Raw genomic sequence first — 16,869 nt, 5'->3', positions numbered from 1 at the left:
TTTCAAATATCAATAATATTTGTATATATTATTTAAATAGTTTTCAATACTTATCAATAGGTCAAAAAAAAGGTGTTACTAAAAAAAAGTAACACCTTATATATAAAACTATTGTTTCATTATTTCTTTGGTCTAGCGTCCGAAGATACACTTAATCTTTTTCTTCCTTTAGCTCTTCTTCTTGCTAAAATTTTTCGTCCATTAGCACTAGCCATACGCTCTCTAAATCCGTGTTTATTTCTTCTCTTTCTTTTTGACGGCTGATAAGTTCTTTTACTCATTTTAAATATCTTTAAATATCGTGATTCTTAAGTTGATGCTTTTATTCAGAAATCATCTCCCTAAAAGCGTGGGCAAATATACAATTAGTTTTTTCTTTGACAAATGATTTTAAAAAAAAATTAAAAAAAATAATTCTTCTAAAAAAATTACAATAAAATTAGTAATCAAAAATCAAATATATGCAAAAATATAATAACACTCAATCTTCAATAAATATAGCCTATACAGGTAATATATTATTATAGTAAAAAAGCACAAATACCATTAATATATTTATTGCTCCCCCTAAAAACATAGAATATATTAAAAGCTTTTATTGTAAATAGATAAGGCATAAATTATTCAAAAAGTTTATAATTAACATAAAACTAAAAAGTAAACATCATAAAGTACTTCTGATCTTCTTAAAAAACATCTTTTTTAAGAGGTTTTGTTTTTGTCAACTAAAATAGAGTTAGTACTTTTGCGCAAACCTAAGAATAATGAAAAATACGAAATACGTTTTTGTAACAGGAGGTGTTACTTCTTCCCTAGGGAAAGGAATTATTGCTGCATCTTTAGCAAAACTACTACAAGAAAGAGGTTACTCTGTAACTATTCAAAAACTTGACCCATATATTAATATAGATCCAGGAACTTTAAACCCTTATGAACACGGGGAATGTTATGTTACTGAAGATGGAGCTGAAACTGATTTAGATTTAGGTCATTACGAACGTTTTTTAAATATCCCAACTTCACAAGCTAACAATGTTACAACTGGTAGAATATACCAGTCTGTTATAGATAAAGAGAGAAAAGGAGAATTCTTAGGAAAAACAGTGCAGGTAATTCCTCATATTACTAATGAAATTAAAAGACGAATTCAAATTTTAGGTAAAACTGGAAAATACGATATTGTAATTACAGAAATTGGTGGTACCGTTGGTGATATTGAATCTTTACCATATGTAGAGTCTGTTCGTCAATTAACCTGGGAGTTAGGTGAAGAAAACGCTATTGTTATTCATTTAACATTAATACCATTTTTAGCTGCTGCAGGTGAGTTAAAAACAAAACCAACACAACATTCAGTTAAAATGCTAATGCAAAGTGGTGTAAGCCCAGACGTATTGGTTTGTAGAACTGAGCACCATATTTCAGAAGATATTAAACGTAAGTTAGCCTTATTTTGTAATGTTAAGAAAGAAGACGTTATACAATCTATAGATGCGGAAACAATATATGACGTACCAAACCTAATGCTTGATGAAGGTTTAGATACTGTTGTTTTGAAAAAATTACATTTATCTGAAGAAAACCAACCTCAATTAAAAGTTTGGAACGAATTTATTAAACGTCATAAAAACCCAAAAAATACGGTTAAAATTGGATTAATTGGTAAGTATGTTGAATTACATGATGCCTACAAATCTATTACCGAATCTTTTATTCATGCAGGTGCAATAAATGAAGTTAAAGTTGAAATTGAATGGATTCATTCAGAAGATTTAACTACCGAAAGTGTTCCTAGTTTATTAAAAGGATTAAATGGAATTTTGGTTGCGCCAGGATTTGGAGAACGAGGAATTGAAGGTAAAATTGACGCCGTAAGATACGCACGTGAAAATAAAATTCCATTTTTAGGTATCTGCTTAGGTATGCAAATGGCTGTTATAGAATTTGCAAGAAATGTTCTTGGCCTTGAAGATGCTAATTCAACTGAAATGGACCAAAAAACAAAACATCCTGTTATTGATTTAATGGAAGAACAAAAAAGTATAACCAATTATGGTGGTACAATGCGTTTAGGTGCCTGGGATTGTAAATTAAAAGAAGGAAGTAAGATTAAAGAAATTTACAAAGAAAAACTTATTAGTGAACGTCACAGACATAGATATGAATTCAATAGCGACTTTTTAAATAAAATTGAAGCTGCAGGAATGATTGCTACTGGAAGAAACCCTAAAACAGATTTGGTTGAAGTTGTTGAAATAACTTCACACCCTTGGTTTGTTGGTGTTCAGTACCATCCCGAATATAAAAGTACTGTGTTAAATCCACATCCTTTATTTGTTGATTTTGTTAAAGCAACTTTGGAACATTCTTTGAGCTAATACACAATCATTATTAAAAACTAATTATTAACGCTACTTTTAGTACTTTTGTCGGACTTTTTGAAAATATTCAAAAAGAAAATGACAAATTGACATTAAATAAACATGGAAGAAAAGAAATTTGATTTTAACTCACTAATTGGTTTTGTTTTACTTGGAGCAATTATGCTATGGTGGATGTACACAAATCAACCAACACCTGAAGAATTAGAAGCTGAAAAAACTAAACAGACCGAGCAGGTTCAAGAAACCAATAACTCTTCAACAGTAGAAAATACTTTTAATACTAATGACAACGTTATACAAGCTACAGATTCAATATCTATGGCTAAAGCTCAAAGTCAACTAGGAGCATTTGCACATTCTGCAACGGTTTCAAACAGTGAAACTATTTTAGAAAACGACTTACTTAAATTAGTTATTTCAAATAAAGGTGGACAAATAAAAGAAGCTTTAATTAAAAATTATGTTACTTATGATTCGCTTCCTTTATATTTAGTAAAGGATAACAACGCATCTTTTAACATTAACTTTGGAACAAATGATAACAGAACTTTAAATACTAAAGATTTATTATTTGAACCTAGTTTATCTAAAAGTGGAGAAAATTCTGTTTTATCAATGAAGCTTAAAGTTTCTAATGATAAATTTTTAGAATATAGATATGAAATTAAACCAGATGAATATATGGTTGATTTTAATATTCGTTCACAAGGTTTAAGTTCTTCTATAAATTCATCTCAACAAGTAATTCTTGATTGGAATTTAAACGGATTCAGCCACGAAAAAAGTATTCGTTATGAAAACCAACAAACGGAATTGTATTATGAAAAAGAAGACCAAAAAATTGATTACTTATCAATTGGTGGTGAAGATGATGCCGAGGAACAAGACGTAAACTGGGTTGCTTTTAAACAACATTTTTTCTCTTCAATTTTAATAAATGAAGAAGGTTTTAAAACTGCAAGTTTAAAGTCTGAAACGTTAACTAAAGACGAAAAAATTGACACTACTTTTACAAAAGCATTTCACTTAAAAGCACCTCTAGCTTTACAAGGTGGTGAATTTAACTCTGATATGAGTTGGTACATTGGACCAAATGATTACCAAATTCTAAAAAAATATGATAGAAGCATTAAAGATGTTATCAATTTAGGATGGGGTATTTTTGGTGTTATTAACCGTTATGTTTTTATACCTGTTTTTAACTTTTTACAAGGTTTTATTGGTAACTACGGTTTAATAATTATTTTAATGACAATTGTTGTTAGAATATTTATGTCTCCATTGGTATATAAATCTTATTTATCTAGTGCCAAAATGAAGGTTTTAAAACCTGAAATGGAAGAAATAAACAAACGTCTTCCTGGTAAAGAAAATGCAATGAAACGTCAGCAAGAAACTATGGCGGTACAAAGTAAGGCTGGTGTTAGTCCGCTTGCTGGTTGTATCCCTGCAGTACTGCAAATGCCAGTTTTCTTTGCTTTATTTAAATTTTTCCCAGCAAATATAGATGTTCGTCAGAAATCATTTTTATGGGCAGATGATTTATCTTCTTATGATTCTGTTTTTGAACTACCATTCAATATTCCTATGTATGGATCTCACATTAGTTTGTTTCCAATTTTAGCTTCTATTGCAATTTTCTTTTATATGAGAATGAGTCAAAGTCAACAGATGAATATGCAACAACCTACGCAAGAAGGAATGCCAGATATGCAAAAGATGATGAAAATGATGATGTATTTTTCTCCTGTAATGATGTTAATTTTCTTTAATATGTATGCAAGTAGTTTAAGTTTATACTATTTTGTTTCTAACTTACTTACTATAACAATAATGTTAGTTATTAAAAATTACATTATTGATGAAGATAAAATTCATGCTAAAATTCAAGAGAATAAAAAGAAGCCTAAAAAAGAAAGCAAGTTTAAAAAACGTTTAAACGATGCTATGAAACAGGCTCAAGAACAACAAGCAAAACAACCGAAAAAAAAATAAAGTTATAAAGTTTTTTTTTATACATTTAAATAAAATATCAAAGTTCACGCTTTGATATTTTATTTTTATAACAAAAACTAATTCAATGCCCCACTTGAAAAGTAATTATCAAATCCTTAAGAAACATAATCTTATTGTTGAATACCATGAAAACACTTTAGATATAAACTCTTATAAGCCTTTTAAAACAAAAATTATTGAAAACCCATTATACTCCAACTCTTTAAATTACATTATAAATTTTAAAAATGTTGATTTTATAATGACTCCAAATGAAATTGTAGAGTATATTAATTATTTAAAGTTAACACCTAAAATTTTAGGCAAAAAAAAACTTGCTTTTATAACCAGAACTCCAAACCAAATTGTTCCGGCTACTTTATACAAAATGAAGCAAAACGAGTTAAATCAATCTGTTGAGATTTTTTCAACCTATGAAAGCGCTCTAGATTGGTTACAAACTGATTTAACTGCAGAGCAACTTGTTGAAATATTTAAAGAATTAAAAAAATAACCAGATTTTATATTAATTATTAGCCAGCATAATTTAGATAATCTTTAAAATTTAAACATATAGCTAATCATAAAAAAATTAACAAATTTAATTTTTAATCTAAATAGTGGTGTTTTATTTAATCTTGATTCCTTCAATCATTTTAAATAAGGTTTTTGAATGATTTATATACCTAAAAACCGTTACAAAACACCCAAAAAAACGATAAAACCTACCGTTTGTTAAGTTCTAAGTTTTTTTGTTTTTGCAAAGAGACTTTTTCTATATTTTTGTTATAAGATCCCCCTATTTCAAAAATGTCAAAATTTAAAAGTAACTACAAAATCATCCCTGAATACAATCTTGTAATAGAATTTCACAAAGGAATAGCTGACCTAGATATGTATATTAAGTTTAAGAGTAAATTAATTAAAGACGAACTCTACAAACCTGATATGAATTATTTTATAGATCAAAAAAACGTTATTTTTCATACAACCAATTCAGATATAAAAAAATATATTGAATTTATTGAAAGTAAATCTAAATTTTTAGGTAAAAGAAAAATTGCTTTAATAACCAATACACCAAATCAGGTAGTACCAACAACAATATATAAACAAAAGCAAAAAAAACTTAACCAGAAAACTGAAATCTTTTCTACAAATGAAAAAGCTTTTAAATGGCTCAACTATTATGAGCCATTTCTTATTAATAAACTGTCTTCTATTTTAATTGATCTTGAAAATAGTCTTTAAATTAAGCTTTTAAAAAAGCCAAAACATTATTTTCAATTCTTTCAGAAATATTACTTACATCAGATTTTACAAAAGTTTCACCCGTAATATTTTCATATAACTCAATATATCTTTCTGAAATTTCAACTATTTTCTCATCAGACATTTCAGGTACTGTTTGCCCTTCTAATCCTTGAAAATTATTTGCAATTAACCATTGGCGTACAAACTCTTTAGATAATTGTTTTTGAGCTTCTCCTCTATCCTGTCTTTCTTTATAACCTTCTGCATAAAAATATCTTGAAGAATCTGGAGTATGTATTTCGTCAATTAATAATATTTTACCTTCTTTTGTTTTACCAAATTCATATTTAGTATCTACTAAAATTAATCCACGTTCTGCAGCAATTTCAGTACCTCTTTGAAACAAAGCTTTGGTATACTTTTCAAGAATCGCATAATCTTCAGCAGAAATAATTCCTTTCGCAATTATATCTTCTTTTGAAATATCTTCATCGTGATCTCCATCTTCAGCTTTTGTAGCTGGGGTAATAATTGGTTCAGGAAATTTATCATTTTCTTTCATTCCTTCAGGCATTGGAACTCCACAAAGCATTCTTTTACCTGCTTTATATTCTCTTGCCGCATGACCACTCATATAGCCGCGAATTACCATTTCAACTTTGTATGGCTCACACATATGCCCTACTGCAACATTTGGATCTGGAATTCCTAAAATCCAATTTGGAACAATATCACAAGTTGCATCAAGCATTTTAGCTGCAATTTGATTTAAAATCTGACCTTTATATGGTATTTGTTTTGGCATAACCACATCAAAAGCAGAAAGCCTATCTGATGCAATCATTACTAAAGTTTCATCATTTATATTGTAAACTTCTCTTACTTTTCCTTTATATACAGATTTTTGACCTGGAAAATTAAATTCGGTGTTGTTAATTGTGTTGCTCATTTTATTTTTTAGTTGTTGGTGGTTTTGTTTTTAAACTTAATCATTCCCTGCCTCAATACTTTTATAAGCAGAAAGTATTTCTTTTACTAATCTATGTCTAATTACATCTTTATCATCTAAAAGCACAAATGCAATTCCTTTTACATCTTTAAGCGTTAACATTGCTTCTTTTAAACCCGAAACTTGTCTGCGAGGTAAATCAATTTGCCCCGGATCTCCGTTAATAATAAACTTAGCACTTTTTCCCATACGCGTTAAAAACATCTTCATTTGACTATGCGTTGTATTTTGTGCTTCATCTAAAATTACAAAAGCATTATCTAATGTTCTACCACGCATAAATGCTAATGGTGCAATTTGAATTACGCCTCTTTCAATATAAGATTCCAATCTTTCAGCAGGTATCATATCTCGTAATGCATCATATAATGGTTGCATATACGGATCTAGTTTTTCTTTTAAATCTCCAGGTAAAAACCCTAAATTTTCACCAGATTCAACTGCTGGTCTTGTTAAAATAATTCGTTTAACTTCTTTCTCCTTTAAAGCTTTTACGGCTAATGCTACCGCTGTATAAGTTTTACCGGTACCTGCAGGACCAATTGCAAAAAGCATATCATTTTTATCCATTCTCTCAACCATTTTACGTTGATTAACGGTTTGTGCTTTTATTAATTTACCGCCAACTCCGTGTACTAAAACACCTTCAGCTAGTTTAGAATTATTTTGCTCCTTTCCAGTTGAAGTTAAAATACGTTCAATACTATTATCATCTAATTTATTGTAACGATTAAAATACTTTACAATCATATTAAATCGTTTTTCAAACTCATCTAAAATACTAGGCTCACCATAAGCTTTTAACTTAGTTCCACGAGCTACAATTTTAAGTTTTGGATAATACTTTTTTAGTATTTCAATGTTCGAATTTTGTGGTCCGAATAAATCACTTGGATTTATATCTGTTAGTTCAATAATACGTTCGTTCAAATGATAAATGTGTTAAGTTTAATTCATTAAAATGTATATGCTCTAATCGAATAATTGATTAGATTTGCATAACAAATTTAATTATATCAATTTACATTAAATTGATCTTACTAAATAAGTTTTAAACATTTTATTAAGTATTTTAAAATTGTTAAATATCAAAAATAATTGCGAGCTATTAATATGTCTATAATTACATTAACTACTGATTTTGGGACTAAAGACCACTTTGTTGGAGCTGTAAAAGGCACCATTTATAGTGAGTTGCCAGATGCTAAAATTGTTGATATATCACATCACATATCTCCTTTTAACATAACTGAAACAGCTTATATTCTAAAGAACACCTATAAAAATTTCCCTGAAGGAAGTATACATATTATTGGTGTAGATTCTGAATTAAATACTGAAAACAAACATATAGCCGTTAAATTAGATAACCACTATTTTATTTGTGCAGATAATGGTGTAATTTCTTTATTAACTGCTGAAATAAATCCCGAAAAAATAGTAGAAATAAATATTCATAACAGATTTGAAACTAGTTTTCCAGTTTTAGATGTATTTGTTAAAGTTGCCTGCCACATTTCGCGTGGAGGAACACTTGAAGTTATTGGTAAAATAATTACAGAATGCAAACAATTAAAAAATTTGCAACCAACAATAGCATCTGACAATAAAACTATTTTTGGGAATATAATTTACATAGATAATTACGGAAACTCCATTAGTAACATTAGCCAAAAACTTTTTCAAGAAGTTGGTAAAGGTCGTGATTTTGAAGTTTCAGCCAATAAATATACATTTAACAAAATTCACTCAAGATATAGTGAATTTATAGATTTTTCTTTACCAAAAAACCAACGTCAAAAAGATGGTAGTAAATTAGCATTGTTTAACTCTGCTAATTATTTAGAAATAGCAATTTACCGAAGTAATTTAAACACTGTTGGTGGTGCTTCATCACTTTTAGGCTTAAATTATAGAGATGTACTAACCGTAAAATTTATTTAAATTAAACTATATGATTGTACGTATTGTTAAAATGAGTTTTGATGAATCTAAAATTGATATTTTCTTAAATAACTTTAATAATAACAAAGAAAAAATACGAAAATTTAATGGTTGCCGTTTATTAGAATTATATAGATCAAAAGACAATCCAACAATATTTTTTACATATAGTTATTGGGAATCTGAAAAACATTTAGATATTTATAGAAATTCTGATTTATTTAAAAATGTTTGGGCAAAAACCAAAGTGTTGTTTAATGCCAAACCCGAAGCTTGGAGCGTTGATAAATTAGAAAGTTTACATTAAAAAAAGAATGATACCAATACTACAAAAAGAACTTAATTCCTTTTTTTCTTCACCAATAGGATATGTGGTTATTGCTGTTTACCTATTATTGAACGGTTTGTTCCTATGGGTATTTAATGGTGAATTTAATATTTTACATGCTGGTTTTGCAGATTTAAATAGTTATTTTTTTATTGCTCCTTGGATTTTTATTTTCTTAATACCTGCAATTACAATGCGCAGTTTTTCAGATGAATTTAACACGGGTACTATTGAAATTTTAGTGACAAAACCAATCTCAATTTGGCAATTAATACTAGGGAAATTTTTAGGCTCATTTATTTTAGTTGTGCTAGCTGTAATACCAACTTTAATATATATCTATAGCATTTATAAACTTGGAAATCCCGTTGGAAACATAACAATGGGAACTACTATTGGCTCTTTTTTAGGATTGCTTTTTTTAGCAGGAGCCTATACATCAATAGGAATTTTTGCCTCTACAATTTCCAAAAACCAAATAGTATCATTTTTACTCGCTGTTTTCATTTCATTTTTTATGTATTTTGGTTTTGAAGCATTAAGTTCATACAATCTTTTTGGAAGTTTAGATTATTTTGTTCAAAATATTGGTATGAAAGAACATTTTAACAGCATTAGCAAAGGAGTTATTGATACAAGAGATTTAATTTACTTTATGTCTTTAACTTTCATCTTTTTATTTTTAACTAAAATTAGAATACAAGATGAAAACTAACTATTCTAAAATAGGAGTTCTTTTATTAGTTATAATTCTAATAAACTTTTTAGGATCAAGCTATTATAAAAGGTTTGATTTAACCGAAGATAACAGATACACCCTTTCTGAAGCTACCAAAAAAATAACCGAAAATATAAAAGAAACTATTGTTGTAAAAGTTTATTTACAAGGTGATTTTCCTGCTGAATTTAAACGATTACAAACTGAAACCAAATTACATTTAGAAGAACTTAAAGCCATTAATAAAAAAATTCAGTTTCGATTTATAAATCCAATGGATATTGGTGAAAAATTAATTCAAAAAGGTTTAAAGCCAAGCAGATTACAAATTGAAGAAAATGGCAAACTTTCAGAAATTGTAATTTTTCCTTATGCTGAAGTTATCTATAAAAACAAATCTGAATTCGTTTCCTTATTAAAGGATATATTTATTAATTCGCAAGATGAACAATTACAAAGTTCAATTCAAAATTTAGAATATGCTTTTGCGAACGTTATACATAAAATAACTTCAAAAAAATCGAAAAAAATTGCAATAATAAAAGGTAATGGAGAATTAGATGATCTTCATATTGCCGATTTTTTAAAAAAACTAAGTGAATATTATTTATTAGCTCCTTTTACCTTAGATTCAGTTGAAAAATACCCAACAAAAACATTAAAAGAACTTACCAAATTTGATTTAGCAATTATTGCAAAACCAACTGAAAAATTTAGCGAAGAAGAAAAATTTACAATGGACCAATTTATTATGAATGGTGGTAAATCTCTTTGGCTAGTTGATAATATTGAAGCTGAATTAGATAGTTTAATGCAAACTGGTGAATCACTCACCTACCCTAGAGATTTAGGGTTAACCGATTTATTTTTTAATTATGGAGCCAGAATCAATTCTAATTTAATAACAGATTTATACAGTTCACAAATAACCTTAGCCACAGGAAATGTTGGTAATAAAACACAGTTTAATAACTTTCAATGGAATTATTTTCCGCTAGTAAATTCAACAAACAACCACCCAATTAACAACAATATTGAAGCCGTAAATTTTAAATTTACAAGTAGTATAGATACGTTAAAAAACAACATTTCAAAAACAGTATTATTGCAAAGCTCTCCGTTATCTAAACCTGTTGGTGTACCATCAATAGTTTCATTAAAATCTATTAGTGAAAAAGCAGATCCTAAAGAATATTCGCACGGAAATAAACCTTTAGCTGTTTTATTAGAAGGAGCGTTTAAATCTGCCTATAACGGACGTATTAAGCCATTTAAATCTTCTAACTTAAAAGAAAACGGTGTTAATAATAAACTTATTTTAATTGCCGATGGAGACGTTATTGCAAATGAAGTATCTAAGGGACAACCGTTAGAATTAGGATTAGATAAATGGACAAACCAACGTTTTGGAAATAAAGATTTTTTATTGAATGCCGTAAATTATTTGTTAGATGATTCTGGTTTAATAAATATTCGTTCTAAAACTGTAAAAATAAACTTCCTAAACAAAGAAAAAGCCTTTACCGAATCTTCTAAATGGCAACTTATTAATATTATACTTCCTTTAATAATTTTACTGTTATTTGGACTCATTTTTAACTTTATTAAAAAGAGAAAATACAGTTAAGCCGTAAGTATTGCTTCTTAAATAATTGTTAAAAATCTGTTCCCCCAAAATATTAGGGTTTCTTATATGTTATATTTGTTACTAAACAAAAACTAAAACTATGCTAAAAAAATTATTTATTGCCTTATTATTTGTTGGGGTCTCCTCAACAATAGACGCTCAAATTAAAACACCTCAACCAAGTCCGTTATCTAAAGTTGAACAAGTTGTTGGTCTTACAGATGTTACTTTAGAATATTCTAGACCTGCAGCCAGAGGAAGAGTTATATTTGGAGATTTAGTTCCTTTTGGTAAAACATGGAGAACTGGGGCTAATGCCAATACAAAAATTACATTTAGTGATAATGTGAAAATTGATGGTAAAGAATTAAAAAAAGGTACTTATGCAATTTATACCATTCCAAACAAAGATTCTTGGGAAGTTATTTTTTATGAAGACACAAATAACTGGGGAACACCACAAAAATGGGATGATAATAAAGTTGCCGTAAAAACAACTGCTAATACTCTAAACATTCCGTTTAGTGTAGAATCTTTTACTATTGATATTAATGGAATTTCTAATAACGGTGCAACTCTTGAATTTATTTGGGAAAATACTGTAGCAACCGTTCCTTTTGAAGTGCCAACTGATAAATTAGCTTTAAAAAGTATTGAAAATGCAATGTCTGGTCCAACGCAAGACGATTATTTTCAAGCAGCAACGTACTACCATACATCAGGTAAAGATTTGAAAACAGCTTTAAAATGGATGGAAAAAGCAACTGCTAAAGATGCTAAATTTTGGCATTTACGTAGAATGAGTTTAATACAAGCTGATTTAGGAGATAAAACTGGAGCTATTGCAACTGCTAAAAAATCTTTAGAAGCAGCTACAAAAGCAAACAATGCTGATTATGTAAAAATGAATAAAGAATCAATTGCCGCTTGGCAAAAATAAAATCTACAATGAAAAAATTAAAACTTACGTTATTATTACTATTAATAACAACTATTACATTTGCTCAAAAAAGCCCTAGAAAACAATCAGCTAAAAAAATTGGCGAAACAATGGTTGAAATAGATTTTGGAGCACCAAGTGTTAAAGATCGTGCTATCTGGGGAGAATTAGTTCCTTTTAATAAAGTATGGAGAGCTGGTGCTAATGAAAACACAACTATTTCATTTGATAAAGATGTAAAAATGAAAGGTAAAACAGTTCCTGCTGGTAAATATGGAGTTTTTATTATTCCAACATCTGGAGAACAATGGACATTTATTTTAAGTAAAAAGAATGATGCTTGGGGTTCTAACGGTTACGATAAAGCGAACGATTTAGTACGTTTTAAAGTGAAACCAAAAATGGTAGATGATAACCAAGAAGAAATGACTTTTAAAATATTAAAAAAAGGAATTCAATTTTCTTGGGAAAAAGCACGTTTCTTTATTCCTGTGCAATAAAATTACTACTTATTTAATATGATATTAAAACACCTCTTTTGAGGTGTTTTTTTTTATTTCAATTTTATTATATGATAAACATCAGATAATTTATTAACCTCTTTTAGTAAATTTGTTTTGAAAAAATTGCAACAATAAAATTTATTTATTCTATAAGTGTTTTTATTCCTATTTAATGATGAGATAAAACAAGTTGGTTATAGTTATAACGAGTTGGCATTCATTGAAAAAAAAACTCAAATTATAAAAAGTAAACAAAATGAAAATTCACAAAACATTTATCGGATTATTTTTATCAATTGGATTAATCTCGTGCCATAGCAATGAAAGTTCAATTGATGATGAACAAACATTAAAATCTTACGAATTAATTTCAATAGAATGGAAATTAGACACAACTGACGGACAAAGTATAATAGAAGAAAAGATTCCCGAATTTTATTTCAAAAATGACGCTGATACAACTATGCCTATAGTTATTGAGCCACTTAAAGATTGGCAAGGTAGTTCAATATTCAAATTTAATGATTCATTAGAATTCACAAAGCTTAATTATAAAGAAGTTCGCGTTTCTGTTACAAAAGAATTGAGTCTATTATCAGAAAGTTACAGTTATCTAGAAGGAGGAGTTTATGTGCCTTTAACACAAGAAGAATCGTTTTTCCCATTTTCTGATTATACTAAAACTTCCCTTATGCTTAATCCAAGAAGTACATTAACTACAAATTACACTCTTTTTCTCAGAAAAAATAAAGCTAGTTTTTTAGCAACATTCAGGGAAAATACCACAGGCGAGTTTTTAGAATTAAAAGGCACTTGGACAGGTTTGTTTTTCAATAATTTAACAGGAGAATCTGCGGTAAATGAAATTTAGTTTCATATAACTACATAAACGGGTTAACAATAGAACGACAGTTGAAAAAACAACGAAATGCCAACAAAGTACTGTGGTAAAAAACAAGTAAAAATTGATTAATTTTTCACTAAAGTACTTCTATAGGTGTCATCGTATATTAATCCTGATTTAGCGATTGCAAAAGCTTGTTTTAACAACTTATTACAAACTGCAATTAATGCTAATTTTTTACTCTTTCCTTTAGCAACTATTCGCTCATATATATCTCGGCATGCTTTGTTATATTTACAGGCATTAAAACTACACATAAATAATAAACTTCGAAGCTTTTGATTTCCTATTTTACTAATCCTACTGCGTCCATTTACACTGCTTCCACTTTTCCTAATCACAGGAGTTAAACCTGCATAACTGCACAATTCACTTCCGCTTGTGAAACGCTCAAATCCATCTGTTAAAACCACTAACATTAAGGATGTTTTCGCTCCAATGCCTGGAATACTTTTTAAGCGAGTTAATACATCTCTATGTACTTCTTTAACTAATATCATTAGTTTATCCTCCAAGGTGTTCATTTCTTTTTGAACCTGCTTTAAACTGCGGTTCAAAGAACTCACAACCGCCTTACTTGGGTTTCCTAAAACAGCTTCGCCATGTAATTTGTTTTTCAACATGGTGCTTTGTTTTGTATATACAGCAAGGAGTCTGGTCATTTGCAAACATTCTGTTTGATGTTTAGAATTCCCTTTCCAAAGCTTTAATTCTACCTGCTTTGCATATTCACAGATAAGTTTAGAATCACTTTTATCTGTCTTGATCTTTGACAATTTCATCTGTATAAAGCGTTTAACAGCTAATGGATTTTCTACTGAAACTTTAATCCCTGACTCTAATAAATAATAGGCCAATTGATAATGATAATAGCCTGTTGCTTCCATAACACAATGACTATTAATTTTCAAGAGTTTTACAAACTTTTTAAAACCAGAAACCGTGTTTTTAAACTGATAGTAATTCCCTTCGGAATCAGTAACATCAAATATTAAATGACTAATGTCTATTCCAAAATATTTTATATCTTTATTCATAAGTAGATGTTTTTTGAAAGGACAATCTACGCGAGTTTCAACGACTTAAAATCGAGGTCTTAAAGCCTCATAGAACTGTACGAAATCTGTGTAGAAAAGAGAGGGGATTTTCAATGTTGACGAGATCTATAGTCTCTGCGTATATAATAACCTTATTCCTCTCTTTTGTGCTTTCTTATTTATTTGTCTTAATTTAGTGTTTTTATTAAAATGCTAAATTAAGCCGTGTATAATTAATTGCTTTGGCAAGTGCTTATTTGGAAAATTCCTTCGGAATTTTCTAGGGTTCGTATTTGTTTACTAAATTAGTTGCTTAACCACGCAACTAACCATACACAATTCCGTTAGCAAACATATCAAAAAAACTATAACTTATGAAATACTTGATTCTAATAATGTTCATAATGCTTTCCCATTTCAATGGACTTGGAATGCAGATTTTTGTGAAAACGCCTACAGGGAAGTTTATAACATTAGAGGTAGATGCACAAGATACTATAGAAAGTGTAAAAGCAAAAATTCAAGATAAAGAAAGTATCCTACCCGACCAACAAACACTGTACTTCAGTGATACAAAGCTTTTAGATGGAAAAACTCTATCAGATTACAACATACAAAAGGAAGCTATATTACATTTAAAAACAGAAACCACTTTAAGTACTGATGATATAAAATTCAGCAAAAACTTATCTCTATATCCGAATCCGTCAAATGGAAGAATAACTATTGATTTAAATCAATCATTTTTGAAAATAAATATAAAAATAAGAAACTTGCTTGGACAGAATATCTTGAATAGTAATTTTAATAATGTTGAAAAAGTGAGTTTAGATATCATAGGAAACGAAGGATTATATTTTGTTGATATTAAAAATGAAGTAGGAGTAAAAACAATTATTAAAGTTCTCAAAGAATAAAAATAAAATTTTATTAAACAAACAGAATATTTAAAAGAATTATTTGAAACCAACAAAGTTTCAAATAGAACTAATGAGATAAATGCTGTGAATAACAACTTATAAAATTTATGCTTGCATTTAAACTAACACAAACATTTAAGGAATAATTTGCTTCAACCGAAAAATCACTGATTTTCCATTCGAACAAATCTTATAAAAACTCGTTGTAAATAATTTAAAACAATGAAAAAAATACTATTACTAATACTTTTGACTAATACAGTTTTAAGCTCTGTAATAAACTGAAATAGGTTAACTAAAAATTAAATAATTAATTACAAATAAAGATGAAAGAATTCACCAATTTAACTAACGAAGAGTTACTTAAAGAAAAAGAGAAAATACAATATAACAAAATGGTTAATGCAATAATTATTGGTTTTTGTGTGGGTATTTTTATATTTAGTACAGTTAAAAACGGCTTTGGATTTTTTACATTTCTCCCATTACTTTTAACCTATCCTTTTATAAAAAATGGAAAAAAAATTAAAGTATTAGCCGAAGAATTAAAATCTCGTAACCTATAAAGTACAGAAATGAATTTGACGAAAATTGAGGGATCAGAATTGAAAGACTGACCTCAAATGAACTTTAAAATCTGTGCGTTAGCACAATTGAAAATACAGAAGTGGCAAAGCAGAACGGAATCGTTGTAAGAAAAACACTTTTAAAGCAATTATAAATTATTATCTGCTTGCGTAACGTTATGAAATGTTGGAGAATTCTCTGTAATAGAACCAGCTCCCTTTTTATTAATTTTAAAAGTAACATCCTTTGCTGTACTAAATAACAGAACAGATGAGAAAGACTTTTTAAGATGTGATTTTATGAACACAAAAGCCTCTTCTAATGAAAGTTCCTCTTCAGTATCCTCGGTTTCTTTATCTCTGTAACGCATTTTTACCAATGCCTTAAAGCCTTCTTCAGAATATATTGGTCTAACAAATATATTTTTCAAATTAGGCTTACCAATGGTCTTAGCCATAGTTAATTTAGCAAAGTTACCTTCTTTAACACTTTCTTCTACTTGTTTCCAGAAAAGAACAAACACATCTTGGTATGGCATAAACTAAGAATTTATTATGAAATATTTTAGTGTTTCAAAAGTAATACTAATAATTCAATTAAGAAATCCGAATCTTGTATTATACTGAAATAGGTTGACCTTTTTTAATGGTTAATTCGTTTCATATTTATCCAGTTAAACAATTTTTTTTAGCCTTTGAGTGGCAAAAAAATGATTGAACTTAAGGTTTGGTCTTAAATC

At 28.5% G+C, this 16,869-nt stretch carries 18 protein-coding genes; 13 read left to right on the top strand and 5 right to left on the bottom strand.

What is annotated here, in order from left to right; translation table 11 throughout:
• Positions 1-119: 119 nt before the first annotated feature.
• A complete protein-coding gene (gene rpmH, locus DAD81_RS11145) occupies positions 120-281 on the bottom strand; it encodes a 50S ribosomal protein L34 (protein ID WP_111708350.1) in 162 nt (53 codons plus the stop codon).
• 483 nt (positions 282-764) lie between these two features.
• Here rpmH and DAD81_RS11140 point away from each other — a divergent pair, with 483 nt between their 5' ends.
• From DAD81_RS11140 to DAD81_RS11125, 4 genes are all read left to right on the top strand, one after another.
• Complete coding sequence (locus tag DAD81_RS11140; protein ID WP_111708349.1) at positions 765-2,378, top strand: CTP synthase; 1,614 nt, start codon at positions 765-767, stop codon at positions 2,376-2,378.
• Positions 2,379-2,483: 105 nt separating this feature from the next.
• Entirely contained in the window at positions 2,484-4,379 is a 1,896-nt protein-coding gene (gene yidC, locus DAD81_RS11135) for a membrane protein insertase YidC (protein ID WP_111708348.1), read from the top strand.
• An 85-nt stretch (positions 4,380-4,464) separates the two neighbouring features.
• Positions 4,465-4,893, top strand: a complete 429-nt coding sequence (locus tag DAD81_RS11130) for a hypothetical protein (RefSeq protein WP_111708347.1) — start codon at positions 4,465-4,467, stop codon at positions 4,891-4,893.
• A 296-nt stretch (positions 4,894-5,189) separates the two neighbouring features.
• Positions 5,190-5,630 carry a hypothetical protein gene (locus tag DAD81_RS11125; RefSeq protein WP_111708346.1) on the top strand — a complete coding sequence of 147 codons (441 nt, stop codon included), beginning with the start codon at positions 5,190-5,192 and terminating at the stop codon, positions 5,628-5,630.
• Position 5,631: 1 nt separating this feature from the next.
• On the opposite strand, the gene DAD81_RS11120 is transcribed toward DAD81_RS11125, so the two are convergent.
• Together DAD81_RS11120 and DAD81_RS11115 are read right to left on the bottom strand one after the other, a co-directional pair.
• The gene (locus tag DAD81_RS11120; RefSeq protein WP_111708345.1) at positions 5,632-6,582 is read right to left on the bottom strand and encodes a phosphoribosylaminoimidazolesuccinocarboxamide synthase; all 951 of its coding nucleotides are present in this window, start codon (positions 6,580-6,582) and stop codon (positions 5,632-5,634) included.
• A 36-nt stretch (positions 6,583-6,618) separates the two neighbouring features.
• On the bottom strand, positions 6,619-7,572 hold the full coding sequence (locus DAD81_RS11115; RefSeq protein WP_111708344.1) for a PhoH family protein: 954 nt from the start codon (positions 7,570-7,572) through the stop codon (positions 6,619-6,621).
• Between the two features lie 183 nt (positions 7,573-7,755).
• Here DAD81_RS11115 and DAD81_RS11110 point away from each other — a divergent pair, with 183 nt between their 5' ends.
• The 7 genes from DAD81_RS11110 (at position 7,756) to DAD81_RS11080 (ending at position 13,573) form a co-directional block, all read left to right on the top strand.
• Positions 7,756-8,586: an SAM hydrolase/SAM-dependent halogenase family protein gene (locus DAD81_RS11110; RefSeq protein ID WP_111708343.1), complete on the top strand. Its 831-nt coding sequence runs from the start codon at positions 7,756-7,758 to the stop codon at positions 8,584-8,586.
• A gap of 10 nt (positions 8,587-8,596) precedes the next feature.
• Entirely contained in the window at positions 8,597-8,893 is a 297-nt protein-coding gene (locus tag DAD81_RS11105; RefSeq protein ID WP_111708342.1) for a putative quinol monooxygenase, read from the top strand.
• A 7-nt stretch (positions 8,894-8,900) separates the two neighbouring features.
• Positions 8,901-9,629 carry a gliding motility-associated ABC transporter permease subunit GldF gene (gene gldF, locus DAD81_RS11100; protein WP_111708341.1) on the top strand — a complete coding sequence of 243 codons (729 nt, stop codon included), beginning with the start codon at positions 8,901-8,903 and terminating at the stop codon, positions 9,627-9,629.
• Positions 9,619-11,259, top strand: coding sequence for a gliding motility-associated ABC transporter substrate-binding protein GldG (gldG, locus tag DAD81_RS11095; protein ID WP_111708340.1), 1,641 nt, complete (start codon positions 9,619-9,621; stop codon positions 11,257-11,259). Before gldF ends, gldG begins: the two co-directional genes overlap by 11 nt.
• Before the next feature lie 100 nt (positions 11,260-11,359).
• Positions 11,360-12,199: a DUF2911 domain-containing protein gene (locus tag DAD81_RS11090; RefSeq protein ID WP_111708339.1), complete on the top strand. Its 840-nt coding sequence runs from the start codon at positions 11,360-11,362 to the stop codon at positions 12,197-12,199.
• A gap of 8 nt (positions 12,200-12,207) precedes the next feature.
• Positions 12,208-12,699 (top strand): DUF2911 domain-containing protein, encoded by a 492-nt coding sequence (locus DAD81_RS11085; protein ID WP_111708727.1) that lies wholly within the window; start codon positions 12,208-12,210, stop codon positions 12,697-12,699.
• 259 nt (positions 12,700-12,958) lie between these two features.
• The gene (locus DAD81_RS11080) at positions 12,959-13,573 is read left to right on the top strand and encodes a hypothetical protein (protein WP_111708338.1); all 615 of its coding nucleotides are present in this window, start codon (positions 12,959-12,961) and stop codon (positions 13,571-13,573) included.
• Between the two features lie 98 nt (positions 13,574-13,671).
• Here DAD81_RS11080 and DAD81_RS11075 read toward each other — a convergent pair whose 3' ends face one another.
• Complete coding sequence (locus tag DAD81_RS11075; RefSeq protein WP_111708337.1) at positions 13,672-14,643, bottom strand: IS110 family RNA-guided transposase; 972 nt, start codon at positions 14,641-14,643, stop codon at positions 13,672-13,674.
• Positions 14,644-15,047: 404 nt separating this feature from the next.
• On the opposite strand from DAD81_RS11075, the gene DAD81_RS11070 reads away from it, so the two are divergent.
• Together DAD81_RS11070 and DAD81_RS11065 are read left to right on the top strand one after the other, a co-directional pair.
• On the top strand, positions 15,048-15,560 hold the full coding sequence (locus DAD81_RS11070) for a ubiquitin-like protein (protein WP_245949238.1): 513 nt from the start codon (positions 15,048-15,050) through the stop codon (positions 15,558-15,560).
• A gap of 329 nt (positions 15,561-15,889) precedes the next feature.
• A complete protein-coding gene (locus DAD81_RS11065) occupies positions 15,890-16,129 on the top strand; it encodes an FUSC family protein (RefSeq protein WP_111708336.1) in 240 nt (79 codons plus the stop codon).
• Positions 16,130-16,278: 149 nt separating this feature from the next.
• Here DAD81_RS11065 and DAD81_RS11060 read toward each other — a convergent pair whose 3' ends face one another.
• A complete protein-coding gene (locus DAD81_RS11060) occupies positions 16,279-16,668 on the bottom strand; it encodes a hypothetical protein (protein ID WP_111708335.1) in 390 nt (129 codons plus the stop codon).
• Positions 16,669-16,869: the final 201 nt, after the last annotated feature.

The sequence above is a fragment of the Lutibacter citreus genome, assembly GCF_003260195.1.
GTDB classification, from domain to species: Bacteria; Bacteroidota; Bacteroidia; order Flavobacteriales; family Flavobacteriaceae; genus Lutibacter; species Lutibacter citreus.
This window is presented reverse-complemented; position numbering and strand designations above follow the sequence as displayed.

Bases quoted from the DNA above. Each gene is read 5' to 3' on its own strand.
- rpmH (WP_111708350.1), bottom strand. From the start codon at position 281: ATGAGTAAAAGAACTTATCAGCCGTCAAAAAGAAAGAGAAGAAATAAA.
- DAD81_RS11140 (WP_111708349.1), top strand. From the start codon at position 765: ATGAAAAATACGAAATACGTTTTTGTAACAGGAGGTGTTACTTCTTCC.
- yidC (WP_111708348.1), top strand. From the start codon at position 2,484: ATGGAAGAAAAGAAATTTGATTTTAACTCACTAATTGGTTTTGTTTTA.
- DAD81_RS11130 (WP_111708347.1), top strand. From the start codon at position 4,465: ATGCCCCACTTGAAAAGTAATTATCAAATCCTTAAGAAACATAATCTT.
- DAD81_RS11125 (WP_111708346.1), top strand. From the start codon at position 5,190: ATGTCAAAATTTAAAAGTAACTACAAAATCATCCCTGAATACAATCTT.
- DAD81_RS11120 (WP_111708345.1), bottom strand. From the start codon at position 6,582: ATGAGCAACACAATTAACAACACCGAATTTAATTTTCCAGGTCAAAAA.
- DAD81_RS11110 (WP_111708343.1), top strand. From the start codon at position 7,756: ATGTCTATAATTACATTAACTACTGATTTTGGGACTAAAGACCACTTT.
- DAD81_RS11105 (WP_111708342.1), top strand. From the start codon at position 8,597: ATGATTGTACGTATTGTTAAAATGAGTTTTGATGAATCTAAAATTGAT.
- gldF (WP_111708341.1), top strand. From the start codon at position 8,901: ATGATACCAATACTACAAAAAGAACTTAATTCCTTTTTTTCTTCACCA.
- gldG (WP_111708340.1), top strand. From the start codon at position 9,619: ATGAAAACTAACTATTCTAAAATAGGAGTTCTTTTATTAGTTATAATT.
- DAD81_RS11090 (WP_111708339.1), top strand. From the start codon at position 11,360: ATGCTAAAAAAATTATTTATTGCCTTATTATTTGTTGGGGTCTCCTCA.
- DAD81_RS11085 (WP_111708727.1), top strand. From the start codon at position 12,208: ATGAAAAAATTAAAACTTACGTTATTATTACTATTAATAACAACTATT.
- DAD81_RS11080 (WP_111708338.1), top strand. From the start codon at position 12,959: ATGAAAATTCACAAAACATTTATCGGATTATTTTTATCAATTGGATTA.
- DAD81_RS11075 (WP_111708337.1), bottom strand. From the start codon at position 14,643: ATGAATAAAGATATAAAATATTTTGGAATAGACATTAGTCATTTAATA.
- DAD81_RS11070 (WP_245949238.1), top strand. From the start codon at position 15,048: ATGCTTTCCCATTTCAATGGACTTGGAATGCAGATTTTTGTGAAAACG.
- DAD81_RS11065 (WP_111708336.1), top strand. From the start codon at position 15,890: ATGAAAGAATTCACCAATTTAACTAACGAAGAGTTACTTAAAGAAAAA.
- DAD81_RS11060 (WP_111708335.1), bottom strand. From the start codon at position 16,668: ATGCCATACCAAGATGTGTTTGTTCTTTTCTGGAAACAAGTAGAAGAA.